The organism is Geodermatophilus sp. SYSU D00879, from assembly GCF_054050375.1.
Map to the genome: position 1 here is coordinate 456,274 of NZ_JBJGZF010000001.1, position 19,077 is coordinate 475,350.

A 19,077-nucleotide genomic window follows, 5' to 3' on the forward strand; every position below is an offset into this window, starting at 1 on the left:
TCCTCCTGCCGGTCCGTGCCGCGCGCAGTATGCGGGCGCGCGCGGGCCCTGGGGACCCCCTTGCGGAACTCAACTGGTCAGGGCGGGCACCGTCCGGGTCGCGGGCTCGCCGGTCCCGAGCGCCTGCAGCACGGGTCCGCCCGGCCGTTGAGAACGGTCAGGCCGCGACCTCCGCGACGTGCGCCGGTGACCGAGGGGCGTCCCGACGGGCGGACCACTGCCGACCGAGCCGGAGGAACGGGGCCTCCACGAGGCGGTGCGCCGCGTCGCTGAGCACGAGGGTCAGCACCAGGCAGCCGATGCCGGCCCACAGGCCGCGGGCGGGCACGCTTGCCGGCACCAGCTTCTCGCACACCGTGAGCGCGAGCGTGTGGACCAGGTAGATCCCGTAGCTGCGCCGGCCGATCCACCGCATCGGGACGGCGCCGAGGACCCGGGCCACCGCGGAGCGCCCGTGGACGAGGTGCAGCAGCAGCACGCCGACGGCCGGGCAGAGCAGGAGGTAGACCAGTCGGTCGTCCGGGAGGTTCGCGGCCAGCAGGACGGCGACGACGGCGACGGCGGCTGCCCAGCCGGCCGCCGGGCGGGCCAGCGGCCCGGGCATGCCGTCGCCCACCCACCCGCGGCGCCGCTCCAGGAACGCGACCGCGGCCCCCACGAGCAAGGCGGCGTAGCCGGTCAGGTGCGGAACGGGGAAGAGCACGGCCACGACGAGACCGAGCGCCGCGGCGCCCGCGGTCGCGTGCAGCCGCCGGGCGCGACCGGCGAACAGCGCGAAGGCCACGACCGGCCAGAGCAGGTAGAACTTCTCCTCGATGCCGAGGGACCACGCCACGGTCATCGGTCCGTGCTCGACGAACTCCCCGTTGAAGGTCAGGTAGTACGGCGCCGTCGCGCGGACCGTCGACCAGCCGCCGCCGTCCTCGCCGAGGAAGGGCAGCAGGAGGAAGGCGCCCACCGCGAGCAGGTAGAGCGGCAGGATCCGGGTGACCCGGCGGATCCAGAAGGACCGGAAGGAGAACCCCCGGCCCGCCTCGTCGGCCAGCGAGAGACGGGTGATCAGGTAGCCGCTGAGGACGAAGAAGACGGGCACCCCGGCCCAGCCGACGTCGAGCGGCCACGCCGTCGGGGCGGCGTGGTAGCCGACGACGAGGAGCGCGGCGACCGCCCGCAGCCCGTCGAGCGACGGCAGGAACCGGCCGTGGACCCCCGCCTCCGACCCGATCGCGCCGCCACCGGCCGCGGCGGTCACCGGGCGGCCCCCCGACGGGCCGGGGGCCCGGCCGGCGTGCCGGACGGCTGGCCGCCGTCGATGAGGGAGAGAGCCCGCCGCAGCAGCGTGCTGGACGTGTGCATCGTGTACGGGAAGTACCGGACCTCGACGCCCACGGCGGCGAGGTCGCGCTCGAGCTGGTCGCCCTTGGGCGTGCCGCGCCAGTCGTCGCCCTTGAAGAGGACGTGGAAGCCGACCGCCCGCCACGCCTCGAGCTTGTCCGGCACGACCTCGGCGTGGACGTCGTCGACGAACCGGAGGCTGCGCACGATCTCGAGGCGCTCGGCCAGCGGCACGACCGGCAGCCGGCCCTTGGTCTCGAGGAGCACCTCGTCGGCGACGACGCCGGCCACCAGCCGGTCGCAGTGTGCGGCGGCGTGCCGGAGCACGTTGAGGTGCCCGATGTGGAACAGGTCGTACGCACCCGGCGCGTAGCCGATGACGGTCATGTCTTCCCCCAGGACCTCGTCCGACGTCCCGGGCAGTCGATCAACGACGGTGACTCTGCGTCATCACCCGGACGGGTCGACACCGTCCTGGTACACCCGTTCGGACGACGACGACCACCCTCCGCGACCACGGACGGGGGATCAGACGACGGCGTGGACCAGCCGGTCGACGGCGTCGCGCACGACCTGCAGGGACGCGGCGTAGGTCGCGAGGTCGCGGCGGTAGGGGTCGGGGACGTCTGCGCCGGCCGGTCGTCCGGGAGCCCGGTGTGCGGCGGCCAGGCGCGGGAGCGCCGCCAGGCGGGCACCCGGGTCCGGCGCGACGTCGGCCGGCCACCCCGCCGCGGCCACCGCCTCCGCGACCGCGGCGGCGTCGGTGAGGAGGAGGGTGCGCCGCAGGGCAGCCGGTGCCATCGCGACCGCGGCCGCGCGGTGCTCACGGGCCGCGGCGAGGACCACGTCGGCCTCTCGCAGGATCTCCGGCCGCAGGTCCCGGGCCGCGAAGCCGTCTGTCACGATCCCGGAGTCCCGCAGCAGCCGCGCCATCGGCGGGTCCACGGGCCGGCCGGACAGGGCCCGCGTGCCCGCGCTGGTCACGGTGACCCCCGCGTCCAGCAGGCCCGCGGCGAGCAGGAGCTGGGCGGCCGGGGACCGGCAGACGTTCCCCGTGCACACGACCAGCACGGAGGTGCCGGACCGCACCGCGTCGGAGCTCACCGCGCCGCCGGCACCGCGCCCACGCGTGACCCGGCGCGGTCGGCGGCCTCCGGCGCCGGTGCTCCCGGCTCCTGGACCTGGTCGTACCCGTACACGTCGGTGCGGGAGCGCCGGACGTGCGTGAGGACCACGCCGAGCACGCGGGCATCGACCCGGTCGAGGAGGTCGAGTGCCTGGCGCAGCACGCCGCGGCGGGTGCGGGAGGCGTCGGCGACCACGAGGGTGCGGGTCACCCCGCGAGCGAGGATGGCCGCGTCGGTGACCGGCAGCAGCGGTGCGGTGTCCACGACGACGACGTCGTGACCGGCGCCGAGCCGTTCGAGGACCTGGGTCATGGCCGGCGAGGCGAGCAGCTCGCTCGGGTTCGGCGGGAGCGCTCCCGCGGTCAGCACGTCGAGCCCGGAGGTGCCGTAGGGCTGCAGCACCTCCTCGACGTCGGCCTGGCCGATGAGCGCCGTCGTCAGCCCGGCCGCGCCCTCGAGGTCGAAGGTCGTCGCCACGGAGGGCCGCCGCAGGTCGGCGTCGACGAGGGCGACGCGGGATCCGGCCTCGGCCAGGGTCAGGGCCAGGTTCGCCGCGACGGTCGACTTGCCCTCCGCCGGCCGCGACGAGGTCACGAGCAGGGTCAGCGGCCGGCCGGGCCGGGCGGCGAACTGGACCGCGGTCCGCAGCGACCGGAACGCCTCGGCCTGCGCGCTGCGCGGGGATGTGGCCACCACGAGGTCACGCCCGTCCCCCTGTCCCGGCGTGTCGAGCGAGACCAGCAGCGGCAGGTCGGTCACCCGGGACAGGTCCTGGGCGGTGCGGACGCGGGTGTCGGACAGGTCGCGGCCCACGGCCGCCGCGATGCCCAGCACGAGGCCGGCGATCAGGCCGAGCGCGAGGTCCAGCGCGGTCCGGGGGGAGGCCGGGTTGCCCGGCGGCGTCGCCGGCGCGACGGTGGTGGCCTGCACGGTGGGCTGGCCCTCGGCGTTCACCGGGGCCAGTTCCCCGACCGTCGTGACCAGCTGGTCGGTCACCGCGTTGGCCAGCTCGGCCGCACCCTCCGGGGTGGCGTCGTCGACGCTGACCTCGAGGACGACGGTGTCCGGGACGACCTCGGTGGACACCCGGGCGGCCAGCTGACGGGCCGTCGTGTCGAGCCCGAGCTCGTCGACGACCGGATCGAGCACCGTGGGGGTGGTCGCGAGGACCGCGTAGGAGACGACCTGGTCCTGGGCGAACACCGAACCCTGCGCGAGGTCGTTGGCGGAGTTCCCGAAGCGCAGCGAGAAGAAGACGCTGCTCGTCGCCCGGTAGCTGGCGGCGGTCGTCAGCGACACCAGCGCCGCGAGCACCACGCCGACCAGGGTGGCCGCGACCACCCACCGCCAGCGGCGCCGCAGCATCTGCAGGTACTCGTGCAGGCTCATGGCTCTCCCCCGTGTCCGCGCCCGGCGCGCCCGGCCGGCGCGGGCTCCCTCCCGGTCGACCGGATCGCACCGGTCGCCCGCACGCTAGGACGGCCCGCGCCGGCTCCGCGCCGGACGGCGGGCGGTGCTGCCCCCAACAGGTGAGGCCCCCGGCCGCCCGGCCGCCCGGGATGCCCCTTCCGGGTGTGCCGGTCCCCACCGAGAGGTCGCCGGCCGTCCGGGACGGCCCAGACTCCCGGCATGACCACCGGGACCGGCGCGGGGACGATCCCCCGGATCGGGGCGCGTGAGGACACGGCGCCCGAGCCGCTGCTCACGCGTCCCGGGCTGGTCGTCCCCGCCGTCGTGGCGGCCTGGTGCCTCGTGCCATCGCTGGCCGCGGGCCCGCGGCTGAACTGGCTGCTCACCGGGGCGCTGGCGTGTCTGGTGGCCAACGCCCTCTGGCGCCACGCGCGGTCCCTGCGGTGGCCGTGGCCGGTCACGCTCGTGGCCGTCCTCCTCCTCTGCGGGACGCTGTCCACCTCCCACCACGGCACCCTCACCGGGTTGGTGACGCACGGGTCGGGCGCCCTGCTCCTCCTCGGCTGCGCGCTCCTCGCCGCGAACGCCGGGCCCGCCGACGTCCGTCTGCTCGGCCGGGGGCTGGTCGTCGTCGGCCTGGCCGAGCTCGCGGTCGGGCTCGCCAGCACGTTGTTCGGCACGCCCGCACCGTGGGGCTACCTGGGGACCCCGGGCAGCCTCTTCGAGACCAACCCGCTCCTGCCGGCGGTCGGCGGGCGGGTCACCGGGACGATGGCGCACCCCCTCCCGTTCGGGGCCCTCCTGGCGCTGACCGCGCTCCTGGCCCTCCTCCCGGTGCTGCGCTGGCCGGTCCCGGCGCGGCTGCTCGTCGGCGCCGCCGGCTGCGGCGGGGTGGTCCTGTCCGGCAGCCGGAGCGCGGCGCTGGCGCTGCTCCTGGCGGTGGCCGTGGCGATGCTGACCCCGGGGGTCCTGCGCATCGGGCCGCTCTGGCGGACGGTCGCCGTCCTCGTCTCGGCCGGCGCCCTGCTCACCGTCCAGGTCGGCACCCTGCCGGTCGTGGCCGGCCTGCAGGGCACCGGTTCGCTCACCCACCGGCTCGGCGCGCTGGACGCCGCCGTCCGGCTGTTCGGCCGCCCGCCGGCGGAGACGCTGCTGGGTAGCGGAACGGGATCGCTGCCCGACCTGTTCGACGCGGGCTACCTGCAGCTCGACGGGTTCTTCGCCGTCGACAACCAGTTCGTGGCCACGTTCGGCACGGCGGGGCTGGTGGGCGTCGCGGCGCTGGCGGCCCTCGTCGTCTCGGGTCTGCGCCGCGGGCAGCGCGCCACCCGGCCGGCCGCGCTGCTGCTGGTCGTCATGTTCCTGTCCTTCGACGTCCTGGAGTGGAACGCGGTCGCGGTGGTGGCCGTGGCCCTGCTCGTCCTCGGCACCGCCCGCCCTTCCCGGGACGGGGAGCCGCAGCGGTGAGCGGCGAGCCGCGCACCGCCCGCGCCGCGGGCGTCACGCTCACCGGCCAGGCCGCCCGCATCGTGATCCAGTTCGGCTCGATCGTCCTGCTCGCCCGGTTGCTGCTGCCCGCCGACTACGGCCTGCTGGCGGTCGTCCTCGTCGTCGTGGGCGTCGGCGAGATGGTGCGCGACCTGGGGATCAGCACCGCGGCCGTGCGGGCGCCCACCCTCCCGCCCGCCGTCCGGGACGGCCTGTTCTGGACGACGACGGCGATCGGCGTGGGGCTGTGCCTCGCCGTCCTCTCCGGCGCCGGCCTCCTGGCCGCGGCCTTCGACCGCCCGGCGCTGGAGTCCATGGCGCGCGTGGTCTCGCTGGTCTTCGTGCTCAACGGGCTGGCCACCGTCCCGCGGGTGACCCTCACCCGCCAACTGCGGTTCGGGGCCCTCGTGGGTGCCGACGTCCTCGGCCAGCTGACCGGCGCCGTGGTGGCCGTCGTCGCGGCGTGGGCCGGCGCCGGCCACTGGGCGCTGGCCGCGCAGCAGTTGACCGCGGCGGCGGTGGTCCTGCTGGTGGTGGCGGTGCGGGCGGGGTGGCTGCCCGGGCGGCCCCGCCGCACCCCGGAGCTGTGGCCGCTGCTCCGGCTGGGGGGCTCGCTGCTGGGCACCCAGCTCGTGAACTACGCCAGCAACAACGTGGACACGGTCACCATCGGGCTGCGCTTCGACGCGGCGTCACTCGGCCTGTACAACCGCGGGTTCCAGCTGCTGATGACGCCGCTCAACCAGATCCGCTCGCCCGCGACCACCGTGGCGCTGCCGGTGCTGTCCCGGCTCGACGGCGATCGCGAGCGCTTCGACGACCACCTGCGCCGGGGCCAGCTGGCCCTCGGGTTCACCGTGGTCACCGGGCTGGCCGTCGTCGCCGGCGCCGCCGACCCGCTGGTCGAGCTGCTGCTCGGGCCCCGGTGGGCGCAGGTGGCCCCCGTCCTCGCACTGCTCGCCGTTGCGGGCGCGGCCCAGACCCTCGCCTTCGTCGGGCTGTGGGTCTACCTGACCCGCGGGCTCGGTCCCCAGCTGTTCCGCTACACCCTGCTCACGTCCGCGCTCCGGCTGGTCTGCGTGGTCGGCGGCAGCACCTGGGGCGTCGTCGGGGTGGCCGCGGGCTACGCCTTGGCCGCCTGCCTGGAGTGGCCCCTCTCGCTGTGGTGGCTGTCCCGGATCACCGACTTCCCCGGGCGCGCCCTGTCGCTCGGGGCGCTGCGCGTCCTGTCCTGCGCCGTCCCCGCCGGGCTGGCGTCCGCGCTGGCCGCGCACGCCGGCGCGGCGCTGCCTGCGGCCCTGGGGGCGCCGGCGGCGCTCGCCGCCGGCGCCGCCGTCCTGGGGCTGGCTCCCCTCCTGTCCCGTCCGCTCCGGCGGGACGTGGCCGGGGTGCTGTCCTTCGGCCGCGCCATGGTGCGCGGCCGGGGCGCGTGGCGCGCCCCCGAGTCCTCGAGCGGTCAGGAGGCCCTCGTCCCGTGACCACCGACACCTCGCGGCCGCTCACCGTCCTGCAGTCGTTCCCCGAGCCGAGGCCCACGACCAACCCCTACGTCGTCATGCTGCGCGAGGCCCTGGACGGCGTGCCCGGTGTCCGGGTGCTGACCTTCTCGTGGCGGCGGGCGCTGACCGCCCGATACGACGTCTTCCACGCGCACTGGCCGGAGATCCTCGTCTCGGGGAAGGGTCCGCTGAAGAAGGCCGTCCGGCAGGTCCTCTTCGTCCTGTTCCTGCTCCGCCTCCGGCTGACCCGCGTCCCGCTCGTGCGCACGGTGCACAACCTGGACCTGCCGACCGGCATCAGCCGCCGCGAGGTGGCGCTGCTGCGCTGGGCCGAGCGGGAGACGGCGCTGCGCATCCGGATCAACGAGGCGACCGAGCTGTCCGGGCCCGGCCCGGTGGCGACCGTGGTGCACGGGCACTACCGGGACTGGTACGGCCGTCACCCGCGCGCGACGCGCGTCCCGGGCCGGCTCACCTTCTTCGGGCTGGTCCGCCGGTACAAGGGCGTCGACCACCTGGTCGAGGCCTTCGGCGGCGCGCCCGAGGGACTGACGCTGCGCATCGCCGGCCGCCCGTCGTCGGAGGAGCTGGCCGCGACGCTGCACGCCGCGGCCCGGCGGGACCCGCGCATCTCGCTGCGGCTGGACTTCCTGCCCGACGCCGACCTGGTCGGCGAGATCACAGCGGCCGAGCTGGTGGTGCTGCCCTACCGGGAGATGCACAACTCCGGTGGCGCGCTGACCGCGCTCTCGCTCGGCACGCCGGTGCTCGTGCCCGACAACGAGGTCAACCGGCGGCTGGCCGAGGAGGTCGGCCCCGGGTGGGTGTGGACCTACACCGGTGAGCTCACCGCCGCCGACCTGGCCGGCACGGTGGCCGCGCTGCGAGCCCGTCCTCCGGTGGCAGCGCCGGACCTGAGCCGGCGGGAGTGGGACCTGGCCGGCCGGGAGCACGTGGCGGCCTACCGGCGGGCCCTGGACGCCCTCCGCTGAGGGAGCCGGCGCTCAGCCGGTGAGGACGGCGCGTCGCACACTGCGGCCGCCGGCCACCACCTCGCCCAGCGAGCGGGCGGTCAGCCCCTGCTGCGCATAGGCCTCCAGCACCTCGGCGACCAGCCGGCCGCGGTCCAGGACCGGCGCGGGCCCGTCCTCGGCGAGGTCCTCCGGACCGGCGATGCCGTCGTGGGCGAGGACCACCGCCCCCGGCCGGAGCCGCTGCTGGGCCTTCGCCAGCCGCTCGCCGTGCGACACGTCCTTCCAGTCCCACGTGGTGGGGCCCCACAGCACCGGCTCCAGCCCGGCGCCGCGGACGGCCCGCCAGGTGCGCAGGTCCAGCCGGCCGTAGGGCGGCCGGTACCAGCGCACCGTCGTCCCGGTGGCGTCCTCGAGCTCGGCGCGGCCGGCCCGGGTGAGACGCGCGGCCTCGCCCGGCGGCAGGGTGGGCAGCGCCCGGTGGTCCACGCCGTGCAGGGCCACCTCGTGCCCCGCGGCGACCACCTGGTCGAGCAGGGCGCGGTCGCGGCGGACGCGGGTGAGCAGCACGAAGAAGGTGGCCGTGGCACCGGCGTCGGCCAGCGCGGTCAGCACGCGGTCGGTGCCGCCGGGCTCGGGACCGTCGTCGAAGGTGAGCGCCACGTGCGGCGCCGCCGTCCGGACTGCCACGAGCGAGCGGCCGAGGGGGGCGAGCACCCGGGTGCCGTGGCGCGGGAGCGACCGCAGCCGGGCCAGGGGCGCGGTCACGCGGCTGCCCCGCGGGCCAGCCGCCAGCGCCGGCCGCCGCGGGCGTACTCCACGTACACCAGTCCGGCCGCGCCGCCGAGCATCCCGGCGCCGCGGTACAGGGCGCGCAGGCCCCGGGCCCGGTGCCGCGGCGAGCGGACGAGCACCCCGAGCGCCCACCGCGCCGCGCCCCCGGCCACGCGCAGGCCCCCACGGGCGGCGCCGCGCAGCCGCACCCGCAGGCGCGGCAGCGGACCCGAGGTCAGCCGCAGGTCGGTGAGCACGCTGCTGTTGCCGTGGCTCCAGGCGCGAGTGAGCACCCAGCGGCGGGTCAGCCGCTCGGCGGGCACCTGGTCGACCACCGCCGACTCGTCGCACCACACCAGCCAGGCACCGGCCCGGGCCAGCGACCGGCTGAACAGCGTGTCCTCGCCCCCGCCGAGGCCCAGGGCGGGCTCGAAGCGGGTGCCGCTACGGCGCACCTGGTCCAGGTCGAGCAGCAGGTTGCCGGTGGCGGCCAGGTCGATCCGCGTGCCCGTCGGCAGGCTGCGCCGGACGAAGAAGCCGCCGGCGCGGATGAACGGGCCGGGCTCGTGCGCGTAATCGGCCAGCACGCGGCCGGACACGGCGGCGGCGCCGGTCGTCTCCCAGGTGGCCAGGAGGGCGGCCAGCCAGCGCTCGCAGGGCCGCTCGTCGTCGTCGATGAAGGCCAGGAGCTGCGAGCCGGCGGCTTCGTCGAGGGCCCGGTTGCGGACTGCCGCGATGCCCGGAGTCGGCTCGGCGGCGTACCGGACGCCACCCACGGCGGCGACCAGCGGCCGGGCACCGGTGTCCGGGTCGTTGTCGACGACGAGCACCTCGACGGCGTACCGGCCGGCGGCGGTGACCTCCGCCGCCTGCTCGACCAGCACCGGGAGGAGCGCCCCCAGGTGCGCGGGACGGAGGTAGGTGGGCACGGCGACCGTCACGCGCACCGGCCCGGCCGGCGTCGTCCGGTCCGCCGACGGCAGGGTGGCGGTCACGCCGGCGATCCCATCACCGCTGGACCCGCGGGCGCCTCACCCGCGGGAGCGAGGGTGGGTGCCGAACACCGGGGCGACCGCCTCCACCAACCGCCGCCGATAGCTCATGGGAGCGTGCCGGCGGGCGGCGACGTCCGCGTCGGCCAGGGCGGCGACGCGCAGGCGGGGCCAGTCGGCGACCACCTGCTCGACGGCGTCCGCCCAGTCCGCCGGGCGTGCCGGGTCCAGCGCGCGGACCGCAGAGTACCCGGCGACGGCCTCCAGCAGCCCGCTGGTGCCGCTGACCAGCAGCGGCCGGGCGGCGAGGACCGCCTCGACGGCGGTGTTGCCGAAGGGCTCGTCGGCGACCGAGGGCACGAGGACGACGTCAGCGGCGGCGACCTCCGCCCAGATGTCGGGACGGAAGCCGAGCAGGTCGACCCGGTCCTCGAGGGCGGCAGCGACGATGGCCGTGCGCAGCTCCTCCTCGAACCACTCGTAGCCCTCGAAGACCGAGCCGAGCAGGCCGAGCCGGGCGTCGACCCCCCGGGCGACGAGTTCGCGGACGGCCGCGACGGCCACCTGCGGTCCCTTCCGGGGGGACAGCCGGCCGACGAACAGCAGCCGCACCGGCCCGTCGAGCCGCTCGCGGGCGGGAACCACCCCCTGCGGCCCCCGGACGGCGTTGTAGACGACCTCGGACCGCCGGGTCAGCCCCGGCGCCACCTCCGTGAGGACCTCGAGGCTGAACCGGCTGTTCACGACCACCCGGTCGGCCAGCGCGGGGGCCAGCGTGGTGGCCCGCCGCAGCAGGGGGACCGCACCGCGCTCGGCCTCGTGCACGTGGCACACGACCGGTCGGCCGGTCAGCCGGGCGAGGACCACCCAGGAGGGCACGGTGACCGTGTTGACGTAGACGCCGTCCCGGCCCCACCGCAGCAGGAGCCACAGGGCGGGGAGCAGCCCCCGCAGGGCATCACCCAGCAGGTGCAGCGCCCCTCGGGGCCGCAGCGCGGCCTTGCGCAGGACCGGCACCGGGCAGACGACCACGCGGACGGCCCGGGCGGTCAGCTCATCGACCAGCGGCCCGGAGCCGGGGACCGTGACCGTCACGTCGTGGTCGGCGGCCAGACCCTCCACGCTCTCGAGCAGCACGCGGTCGGAGCCGTACAACTCGGCACCGGGGTGCGCCACGAGCACCCGGGGACGGGCGGTCCGTCGCGGACGCAGCAGGGCCACCAGCGCGATCCGCAGCCCCTCGAGCGTCCCGCGCAGCACCGCCCACGCCGGGCGGGGCGAGTGCAGGAGCTGGCGCCGGCCGCCCCGCAGCAGGATCTCCCAGCTCGCGGCCGGCGTCCGGACGACCCACCGCAGCAGGTCGGCACGGGACAGGTGGGCCGCTCCGAAGGCCAGCCGGTTGCGGGCGTTGTAGCGGTAGTACAGGGGCGACTTCGCGCGCCCGTGCTGCCGGCCCTGGGTGCCGCCTTCGTCGTGGACGGCGACCAGGTCCGTCCGCACCGCGAGCCGGCCGCCGACCGCCAGGACGCGGTGGCTGAGGTCGACGTCCTCCCAGTAGAGGAAGTAGTCCTCGGCGAAGCCCCCGGTCCGGTCGACCAGCTCGGCCGACAGCGCCAGACAGGCGCCGGTGAGCCACTCCTCGACCGGCCCGGTCGAGACGGCGGTCCCGCCGCGGGCGCCGGTCCGGCCGTCCCGCAGTCCGAGGCTGGAGCCGGCGAAGACGGTGCGGCCGCCGGAGTCGACGATCCGCGGCGTCAGCATGGTCAGCGGGTCGGCCAGGGTGGCCCGTCGCAGCTCGTCGAGGACCTGCGCCGAGACCGAGGCGTCGGGGTTGAGCAGGCAGAACGTCGTCGCGCCGAGCTCGCGGGCGCGGGCGATGCCCGCGTTGCTCGCGACGCCGAAGCCGCGGTTGTCCGGCAGCGCCACCAGCTCCCAGCCCCGCTCGGCGGCGAGCAGCCCGACCGCCGCCCGCTCGCCCGCGGTGCTGGCGTTGTCGACGACCACCACGCGGACGTCGGGCCCGAGCGCGCCGGCGGCGGCCAGGTTGCGGCGGAGCAGCGCGCTGGACGCGTAGTTCACGACGACGACGCCCAGCACGCCGCGGACCGTAGCCCGGCGGGGGCCGGCATCCCCGGAGTCACGCCCGGTCGCTCCCCCCGAGGTGGGAGGAGCGACCGACGGGGCGCTCACGCCGCAGCCGGGGCGCTGCCGGCCGGGCCGACCCACAGGTCGTCGACCCGGACGGCGGACGGCCCCGTGGCGCTGCCGGAGACGTACTCCTCGAGGAACACGACGCCCGGGCGCTGCAGCGCGGCGGTGGCGTCGGTGCGCGTGACGCTCCACGCGGCCGGCTCGGCGGTGCCGGTCCGCCACACCTTCGCCGCCAGCGTCGTCGTCCCGGTGCCGCTGGTCTCGAAGCGGACCGTCAGCGCCGTCCCCGGCGCGTACGAGCCGGCCAGCGTCGTGCCGCCCAGCAGCGTCTCCGCGCCCGACACCGTGCGCACCAGCATGACCTCGACCTGCCCGGCCGCGGTGAACCGCAGCTTGAGCCGGTAGTCGGTGGCCCCGACCCGCTGGGTGCCCACGCTCAGATAGGTGCCGCCGCCGGTGGCCGCCTGCGGCAGGGTCACCTGCGCCTGGACCGCCACGTCGGTCCGCGACAGCGCCGCCAAGGTCATGGACGTCCCCTGGGCCGCGGCGCCGCGCAGCTGGCCCGTCCCGCCGGTGACCGACGCGTTGGCGGCCGCACCGCCCAGCGTCCACGCACCGCCGACGTCGGCCGTCCCCCAGCCGCCGGTCACCTCCCGGGAGAAGGCGTCCGCGGCCAACGGGGCCGGTCCGGGCTGCGGCTCCGGGTCGGGCTCGGGGTCCGGGTCCGGCGCGGGTGCGGTGACGGTGACCTGGCGGGTCGTCGTCCCCGTGGCGCCCACGTCGTCGGTGACGGTCAGGCGCACCGTGTAGGTGCCGGCCGCGCCGTACGTGTGAGACGTGGCGCTGCCGGTCGCGGTCGTCCCGTCGCCGAGGTCCCATGCCAGGCTGCGCACGGTCCCGTCGGCGTCGGTCGACCCGGATCCGTCGAGGGCGACGGTCAGCCCGGCGGGCGTGGCCGTGAAGGCCGCCGTCGGCGGGCGGTTGGCGACCACCACCGTGCCGGCCGGCTCGGCGTGCAGGTCGTCGATCCGCACGGTCGCCGACGTCGTGGCACTGCCCGAGCCGTACAGGTAGGTCATGAGCCCGCCGGCCTGCTGCAGCGCGGCCGTCGCGTCGCTCGCGCTGACCGACCACGCGGCCGGCTCGGCGGTGCCGGCCCGCCACACCTTCGCCCGCAGCTGGGTCGTCCCCGCGCCCTCCGCCTCGAGGCGCACGGTCAGCGCGGTCCCGGCCGCGACCGGGCCCGGCACCACGGTCTGCGCCAGCGTCCGCTCCGCACCGTTGACGACGGCCACGAGCGAGGCGGTCACGGTGCCGTTGGCCGCGTACCAGAGCTTGACCCGGTAGTCGTTGGCGCCCGACCGCCGCACCGCCAGGCTGGCGAAGGCGCCGCCCCCGGTGGGCAGGGCGGGCAGGGCCAGGCTGGCCTGCACCGACACGTCACGGCGGACCACCGCGGCGAGGCGGGCCGAGGCGTCCTTGCCGGGCGCGGCGGTCAGCCGGCCGGTGCCGCCCGTGACCGTCGAGCTGCCGGCCGCACCGGTCACCGTCCAGGCGCCGCCGACCTGGGCGCTGCCCCAGCCGGAGGTGACCTCGCGGTCGAAGGTGTCCGCCGCGATCGACCCGACGCCGGTGGGCGGTGCGGAGGCGGTGACCACCTGGCTGCTGGTCGCCGTCGCACCGTCGTCGTCGGTGACCGTCAGCCGGACCACCCGGGTGCCGGGGGTCGCGTAGGTGTGCGTCATCGAGCGCCCCGTGGCCGTGGTGCCGTCACCGAGGTCCCAGGCCCACGACGTCACCGTGCCGTCGGAGTCGGCCGAGGCCGATGCGTCGAGCGCGACGGTGAGGTCGGTGGTCGTGCCGGTGAACGCGGCCGTCGGGGGCAGGTTGGGCACGTCGCCACTGCTGCCGGCCGCGAAGTGCTGGGCGACTCGGTCCGCCGGCAGCACCGACTGGTAGACGGCCACCTCGTCGACCCGGCCGTTGAACCAGGAGTCGCCCGCGAACTCCCAGCTGTAGCCGCCGCCGATGCGCCAGTAGCCGTTGCTCGGCTCGCCCATCAGGACGTCGGAGCGGGCGGCGACCTGCGTCCCGTCGACGTAGAGGAGCATCGAGCCGGCCCGGAAGGTCGCGACCACGTGGTGCCAGCGGCCGTCGTTGTACGCCCGCGGACTGGTCACGATCTTGTTGGCGTTCTGCCAGACGCCGAAGTTCAACCGGCCCGCACGGTCGAAGTAGACGAGGCGGTCGTGGGCGGGCGCGATCCCGCTGTTGCGGTTGCCGAACTCGACGACGACGCCGCCGGCCGTGGTCCGGGTGTTGACCCACGCCTCGAGCGAGAAGGTCTGCGGGGCCTGCGCCTGGATGCTCGTGGCGGCCAGCCCACCCGCCCCGTTGAGCGCCGCGGCCGTGTCTCCGTCCCCGGCCAGTGCACCGGCCTGGCCCCGCGTGACGCCGCCGTTCACCGTCAGGTCGTACCCACCGACCTGGTCCATGGCGAAGCCGGTGTTCCCGAGCGACCACAGCGACTGGGCGCCGTCGGCCCGGGCCATCTCGACGTAGCCGCGCGCGAGGGTGGTGCCGGCGGACACGGTGCCCGACGCCCAGGACCCGCTGTTGCGGTTGCCCTGTGGATCGGCCACGGCCACCCGGTAGGTGTGCGTGCCCGCGGTGAGGCCGCGGTCGGTGAAGGCCAGCGTCTCCCGGTTCCACCAGTCCTGCCCGCTGGTCACCTGGTAGACCGGCGCGGTGCCGTAGTCCCGGTAGACCGAGTACGTGAGGTACTCGTTGTCGGGGTCGCTGGCCTCCCGCCACACGACCCGGGCGGTGCCGGGGGCCGGCGAGCTGACGGTGGGCGTGAGGGTGCCCGAGCTCGGCGCGACGGTGCCCGGCGCGGTGCCGGGCAGCGCGAAGCGCACCAGGCCCTGCTGGGGCACGCCGTTGACGCTCGGGAACTCGCCCCCGTAGACGAGGTACCGGTCGTTGCCGGTGATCGACCACGCGGCCTGCGCCTGGCCGCTGGCGCTGCCCTGGGCGAGGGTCGGCCACCAGGTGAGCATCGCCGGCGCCGGCGTGCCGACGAAGTTGGCGTTGTTCCAGACGAAGGGCCCGTTGGTGCCGGCGGCCGCGGTGCTGAAGGCCGCCGCGAACCGGTGCTGCCGGGGCTCGAACTCCGACCACTCGCCGATGTTGCCGCACTGGTGCACGTGCGAGCCGGTGTAGACCACGCCACCGAGCGGCCAGCTGGTGTAGGTGTCGCCGCGGCAGGTGCTGGCCCACAGCAGCGCGCCGTCGGTCGCCGAGGCGGCGAAGACGCTCTCCATGTTGCCGGGGCCGTAGTAGTCGAAGCCGGTGCCGTACACGGCGCGCCCGTCGGTCGACAGGCTCCAGATGGCGGAGTTGGCGCCCTGGTTGGTGATGCGCTGGTTGACCGCGAAGGGCCGGGTCGCCCCGCTGACCGGGTCGAGGGCGCCGATGCCGGTGGCCTTGACGCCGTTGAGGCTGTCGAAGCGTCCCGCGGCGATGACCTTGCCGCCGGCGACGACCAGCGCCTGCACGTCGTTGCTGGTGCGGGAGTTGGCGGCGGTGTCGTAGACGACCCTGCCCTGGGCGTCGGTCTTGGGCGTGAGGGTCGCCTCGTTCTGCCAGACCGGCAGCACGTTGCCCGCCGTGGAGCCGATGCCGGGCACCGGCGCCCACGGCAGCAGGGCGCCGTTGACCGAGGACACCGCGGCCAGCCGGGTGCGGCTCGTCGTCCCCACGGCGGTGAAGGCGCCGCCGAGGTAGACCGAGGTGCCGAGCGTCGCGATCGCCCGCACCTGGCCACTGACGCTCGGGCGCCAGTCGGGGACCAGCGCGCCGGTGGCGGTGCTGTACGCCGCGACGCGGTTGCGGGGCTGCCCGTTGGCGACGGTGAAGTCACCGCCGACGTAGATGCGGCTGCCGTCGGGGGCGGCGGCGATGGCCAGCGCCTGGCCGTTGAGGTCCGGCGCGAACGACGTGATCAGCTGGCCGGTGCGGATGTCGAAGGCCAGCAGGTTGTTCCGGACCGTCTCCTGCGTCCCGGGCGCCGCGCCGGCGGGGCGGGCCCGGGTGAACCTGCCGGCGGCGTAGACGGTGTCGCCGACGACGACCTGGGCCCACACGACGCCGTTGACCTGGACGGTGGGGAGCACGTCGGCCGTGACGGTCGCCGGCGTGGCGGGATCCAGCGGTGTCGCGTCCGCCCGGGCACTCGTCGGCGCCGCGAGGCCCAGGACCCCGGTGACCAGCAGCAGGCTCAGGAGTCCCGCGACCGCCCGGAACGACGCAGCGGGCAACGACCACACACGTGCAGACACACTCGGCTCCCCCGTGTACACGGGCGGACCGTCATCGGCCGCCCTTCACCGAGAGTGACGGTGACACGGCATCCGCGGCTCGACGATCACCTGATCAGGTGTCCGGCCACCCACAGGTGGTCCCGGGTCACCCGCGCGGGTCACACTGCGTCACAGCAGCAGGGGTCCCGGACGCGCGACGGCGCCCGCCGGCCCCGGTGGTGGGGCCGGCGGGCGCCGGTCGGGACGGGCTCAGCCGGCGGAGCCGGCGAACACCAGGTAGGGAGCGCCGGCCTGGTAGCCGACGGCGACGGTCACGGCGTCGCGGTCGTCCTCGGGCACGGTGAAGACGTAGACGCCGGCCGCGCTGCCGCCGGGCTCGACGGTCCCGGAGAACGGCGCGGCGGAGACGTCGTCGAGCGGGGACGCGGGCGTGGCATCGGGGCCGTGGGTCATGTCGACCGCCACCGCGTCCAGCGAGACGGGGGCATCGGTGCCGTTGACGATGCGGACGGTCACCCGCACCGCGGGACCGGCCACCTGACCGGGGCCCTCGGCACTGCCCTCGACCGCCTCGAGGCCCTCGACGGTCGCGGTGACGCCGTTGCCGACCGCGGCCTCGTCGTCGAACCCGACCGGGTCCAGGCTCGGCGGCAGCGCGGTCGCGTCCTCCGTCGGGCCGGTCGGCTCAGGGGTGGGCGGGGGCGGCGGCACCGTCCCGGTCGGGAGGACCACCTCGGTCGGGTACGCGGTCGCCGTGGCCTCCGGCGGGCCGGCGGCGGCGGTGTCCCCGCCGGGGTCGCCGTCGCGCCCGGCCACCACCGCGAGGACAGCGAGGACCGCGCACAGGACGACGGCCAGGGCGGCCAGCAGCCGGCGGCGGCGCGAGGGCGGGGGCGGCGTCGCGGCGTCTCGGGGACTCATCGGGGCAGGGCTCCCATCTCGCGGTACCAGCGGCCCAGGGCCAGCACGACGTAGCCGGCCGTGCCGAGGGCGAGCAGCCCGTAGGCGCCGAGGAACACCGCCGGCGCGCCGAGCAGGACGAAGACCAGGCAGAGGACGCCGTAGTCGGTCGGCGCCACCAGCAGCGACCGCAGCACGCCGGGCCGCACGTCCGTACGGGCCGCACGGGTGCGCACGCCGTGCTGGGCGCGCAGCGCCTCGTTGAGCAGGGTGGCGGAGAAGTGCACGACCGCGACGACCGAGAAGCCCAGCGGGACCAGCAGCCACCCCGGGGCGAGGTCGTCGACGCGGGACAGGCCGAGGAACACCGCGAGGTGGATGCTGGCGATCTTGGCGCTGTCGACGACGTGGTCGAGCCACTCCCCCGCCGGCGAGCCACCGCCGCGCAGCCGGGCGAGCTGCCCGTCGGCGGAGTCGAGGGCGTAGCCGAGCACGAGGCACGCGGTGGCCGCGGCGCCGGTGGCCCACCCGAGGGGCGCGACCGCGACCACGGCGATGCCGGCCGCCGTCCAGGCCGCGCTGACCGCCGTCACCGCGTTCGGGGTGAGCCCGGCGTGGAAGGCGAGCGCGGCCAGCACCCGTCCGAGCGGCCGGTTGACGAACCGCGAGTAGGCCGGGGCGCCCTGGACGCCCTTCTGCGCGCCGGCCAGCCGGCGCACGGTGGCGGCGAGCGTCTCGCCCGGGGCGGGGACCGCCGGGGCCGCGGCGGTCACTGCTGGGCCGCCGGGAGGGTGCTCCAGTCACGCCGGGCCGGGGCGGGGAGCGGCACGACGTTGTCCGGGACCACCGGCGGCACGGTCCCGTCCTGGGGGAGGGACGCGGCCGGGAGCGGCGCGACGGGCAGGTCGGCCGTGGTCGGGCGGCGCCGGCCGCTGGGCCGGCGTCGCGGGACGTCGCGCGCGGCGAGCCGGCGCGCGAGGTCCTCGTAGCCGGTGGCCACCTCGTCCCAGTCGTAGCGGGCGGCGAGGATGCGCGCCCGCCGGCCGGCGCGACGGGTGCCCTCGGGATCGGCCTCGACGGCGGCCAGCTCCCGCGCGACGTCCTCCGGCGTCCGGAAGAAGCGGCCCGAGTCGCGGACGACCTCGCGGTTGAACGACACGTCGAAGGCGGTGACCGCCGCGCCGGCGCCGATGGCGCGCAGCAGCGACGGGTTGGTCCCGCCCACCGAGTGTCCGTGCAGGTAGGTGGCGCAGTTGGCATAGAGCTGGTCGAGCAGCTCCTGGTCCCAGACCCCGCCGAGGAAGCGCACCCGGTCGTCGGCCAGCGCGTGCACCCGGCGGGTGTACTCGTCGGCGTAGGGCGCCGAGCCGACGACGACCAGCGGCTTGGCGACGTCGCTGGCCGCGTAGCCCTCGACGATGACGTCGACGTGGTTCTCGGGCTCGAAGCGGGCCACGACCAGGTGGTAGCCGCCGGGCTCGAGGCCGGCCTCGGCCAGCCGGTGTGAGCCGGGGGCGATGAGCGGGGCGCCGTAGGTCAGCAGCGTCGTCGGCGCGGCGAAGGCCTCCCGGTAGTACTCCGCGATCCCCTCGGCGTCGGCGATGAGGACGTCGGACCAGCGCACGGCCAGCGCCTCCGCGACGCGGTAGTAGCGCCGGCCGACCCGGCCCCACTTGGCCCGCTTCCACTCCAGGCCGTCGACGTGCGTGGCGACGGGGATCCGGGCGGCGCGCAGGGCCGGGAGCAGCGGCGCGTTGGCCGAGTTGAAGACGACGGCGGCGTCGGTGCGGTGCGCGATCAGGTGGCGGACCGACAGCGCCGTGTGGCTCAGGGTCTCCAGCGACCGGCGGCGGGCGGCCGGCAGGTGCACCAGTTCCATGCCGAGGTGCCCGGCCGGCGGCGGCTCCTCCGCGCCCGGCGTGGTGCGGCAGTAGACGACGACCCGGTGGCCACGCTCGACGAGCCGCCGGCCCACCTCCTCGACGGCCGTCTCGAAGCCGCCGTAGCGCGCGGGCACACCGCGGGTCCCCACGAGGGCGATGCTCAAGCGGTCCATCGATCCGTCCTTCGGTCGGTGCGCAGCAGGAGACGGTGGGCCGGCTCCGCGC

The 19,077-nt window shown here is 76.5% G+C and carries 14 protein-coding genes; 3 read left to right on the forward strand and 11 right to left on the reverse strand.

All coding sequences use genetic code 11. The features are described 5' to 3' along the window. Positions 1-157: 157 nt before the first annotated feature. The 4 genes from ACI79B_RS02305 to ACI79B_RS02320 form a co-directional block, all read right to left on the reverse strand. Complete coding sequence (locus ACI79B_RS02305) at positions 158-1,252, reverse strand: acyltransferase family protein (protein WP_456928185.1); 1,095 nt, start codon at positions 1,250-1,252, stop codon at positions 158-160. After that, positions 1,249-1,722, reverse strand: a complete 474-nt coding sequence (locus tag ACI79B_RS02310; protein WP_456928184.1) for an adenylyltransferase/cytidyltransferase family protein — start codon at positions 1,720-1,722, stop codon at positions 1,249-1,251. Before ACI79B_RS02310 ends, ACI79B_RS02305 begins: the two co-directional genes overlap by 4 nt. A gap of 141 nt (positions 1,723-1,863) precedes the next feature. After that, positions 1,864-2,439, reverse strand: coding sequence for an arsenate reductase/protein-tyrosine-phosphatase family protein (locus tag ACI79B_RS02315; protein ID WP_456928183.1), 576 nt, complete (start codon positions 2,437-2,439; stop codon positions 1,864-1,866). After that, entirely contained in the window at positions 2,436-3,851 is a 1,416-nt protein-coding gene (locus tag ACI79B_RS02320) for a polysaccharide biosynthesis tyrosine autokinase (RefSeq protein ID WP_456928182.1), read from the reverse strand. The genes ACI79B_RS02315 and ACI79B_RS02320 overlap by 4 nt, the downstream gene beginning before the upstream one ends. Before the next feature lie 240 nt (positions 3,852-4,091). On the opposite strand from ACI79B_RS02320, the gene ACI79B_RS02325 reads away from it, so the two are divergent. From ACI79B_RS02325 to ACI79B_RS02335, 3 genes are read left to right on the forward strand one after another with little or no spacing between them, the layout of a single operon-like run. Continuing rightward, positions 4,092-5,339, forward strand: a complete 1,248-nt coding sequence (locus ACI79B_RS02325) for a hypothetical protein (protein WP_456928181.1) — start codon at positions 4,092-4,094, stop codon at positions 5,337-5,339. After that, positions 5,336-6,838 carry an oligosaccharide flippase family protein gene (locus ACI79B_RS02330; RefSeq protein ID WP_456928180.1) on the forward strand — a complete coding sequence of 501 codons (1,503 nt, stop codon included), beginning with the start codon at positions 5,336-5,338 and terminating at the stop codon, positions 6,836-6,838. The genes ACI79B_RS02325 and ACI79B_RS02330 overlap by 4 nt, the downstream gene beginning before the upstream one ends. Next, entirely contained in the window at positions 6,835-7,851 is a 1,017-nt protein-coding gene (locus tag ACI79B_RS02335; protein ID WP_456928179.1) for a glycosyltransferase, read from the forward strand. Before ACI79B_RS02330 ends, ACI79B_RS02335 begins: the two co-directional genes overlap by 4 nt. A 12-nt stretch (positions 7,852-7,863) precedes the next feature. On the opposite strand, the gene ACI79B_RS02340 is transcribed toward ACI79B_RS02335, so the two are convergent. From ACI79B_RS02340 to ACI79B_RS02370, 7 genes are all read right to left on the reverse strand, one after another. Next, positions 7,864-8,598 (reverse strand): polysaccharide deacetylase family protein, encoded by a 735-nt coding sequence (locus ACI79B_RS02340; protein WP_456928178.1) that lies wholly within the window; start codon positions 8,596-8,598, stop codon positions 7,864-7,866. Further along, positions 8,595-9,599 (reverse strand): glycosyltransferase family 2 protein, encoded by a 1,005-nt coding sequence (locus ACI79B_RS02345; RefSeq protein WP_456928177.1) that lies wholly within the window; start codon positions 9,597-9,599, stop codon positions 8,595-8,597. The genes ACI79B_RS02340 and ACI79B_RS02345 overlap by 4 nt, the downstream gene beginning before the upstream one ends. A gap of 36 nt (positions 9,600-9,635) precedes the next feature. After that, positions 9,636-11,693, reverse strand: a complete 2,058-nt coding sequence (locus ACI79B_RS02350; protein ID WP_456928176.1) for a glycosyltransferase — start codon at positions 11,691-11,693, stop codon at positions 9,636-9,638. Positions 11,694-11,782: 89 nt separating this feature from the next. Continuing rightward, a complete protein-coding gene (locus ACI79B_RS02355; protein WP_456928175.1) occupies positions 11,783-16,087 on the reverse strand; it encodes a PKD domain-containing protein in 4,305 nt (1,434 codons plus the stop codon). A gap of 231 nt (positions 16,088-16,318) precedes the next feature. Continuing rightward, on the reverse strand, positions 16,319-16,990 hold the full coding sequence (locus ACI79B_RS02360; RefSeq protein ID WP_456928174.1) for a hypothetical protein: 672 nt from the start codon (positions 16,988-16,990) through the stop codon (positions 16,319-16,321). Continuing rightward, positions 16,987-17,742 (reverse strand): CDP-alcohol phosphatidyltransferase family protein, encoded by a 756-nt coding sequence (locus ACI79B_RS02365; RefSeq protein ID WP_456928173.1) that lies wholly within the window; start codon positions 17,740-17,742, stop codon positions 16,987-16,989. The genes ACI79B_RS02360 and ACI79B_RS02365 overlap by 4 nt, the downstream gene beginning before the upstream one ends. Next, on the reverse strand, positions 17,739-19,025 hold the full coding sequence (locus ACI79B_RS02370) for a DUF1972 domain-containing protein (protein ID WP_456928172.1): 1,287 nt from the start codon (positions 19,023-19,025) through the stop codon (positions 17,739-17,741). The genes ACI79B_RS02365 and ACI79B_RS02370 overlap by 4 nt, the downstream gene beginning before the upstream one ends. Between the last annotated feature and the right edge of the window lie 52 nt (positions 19,026-19,077).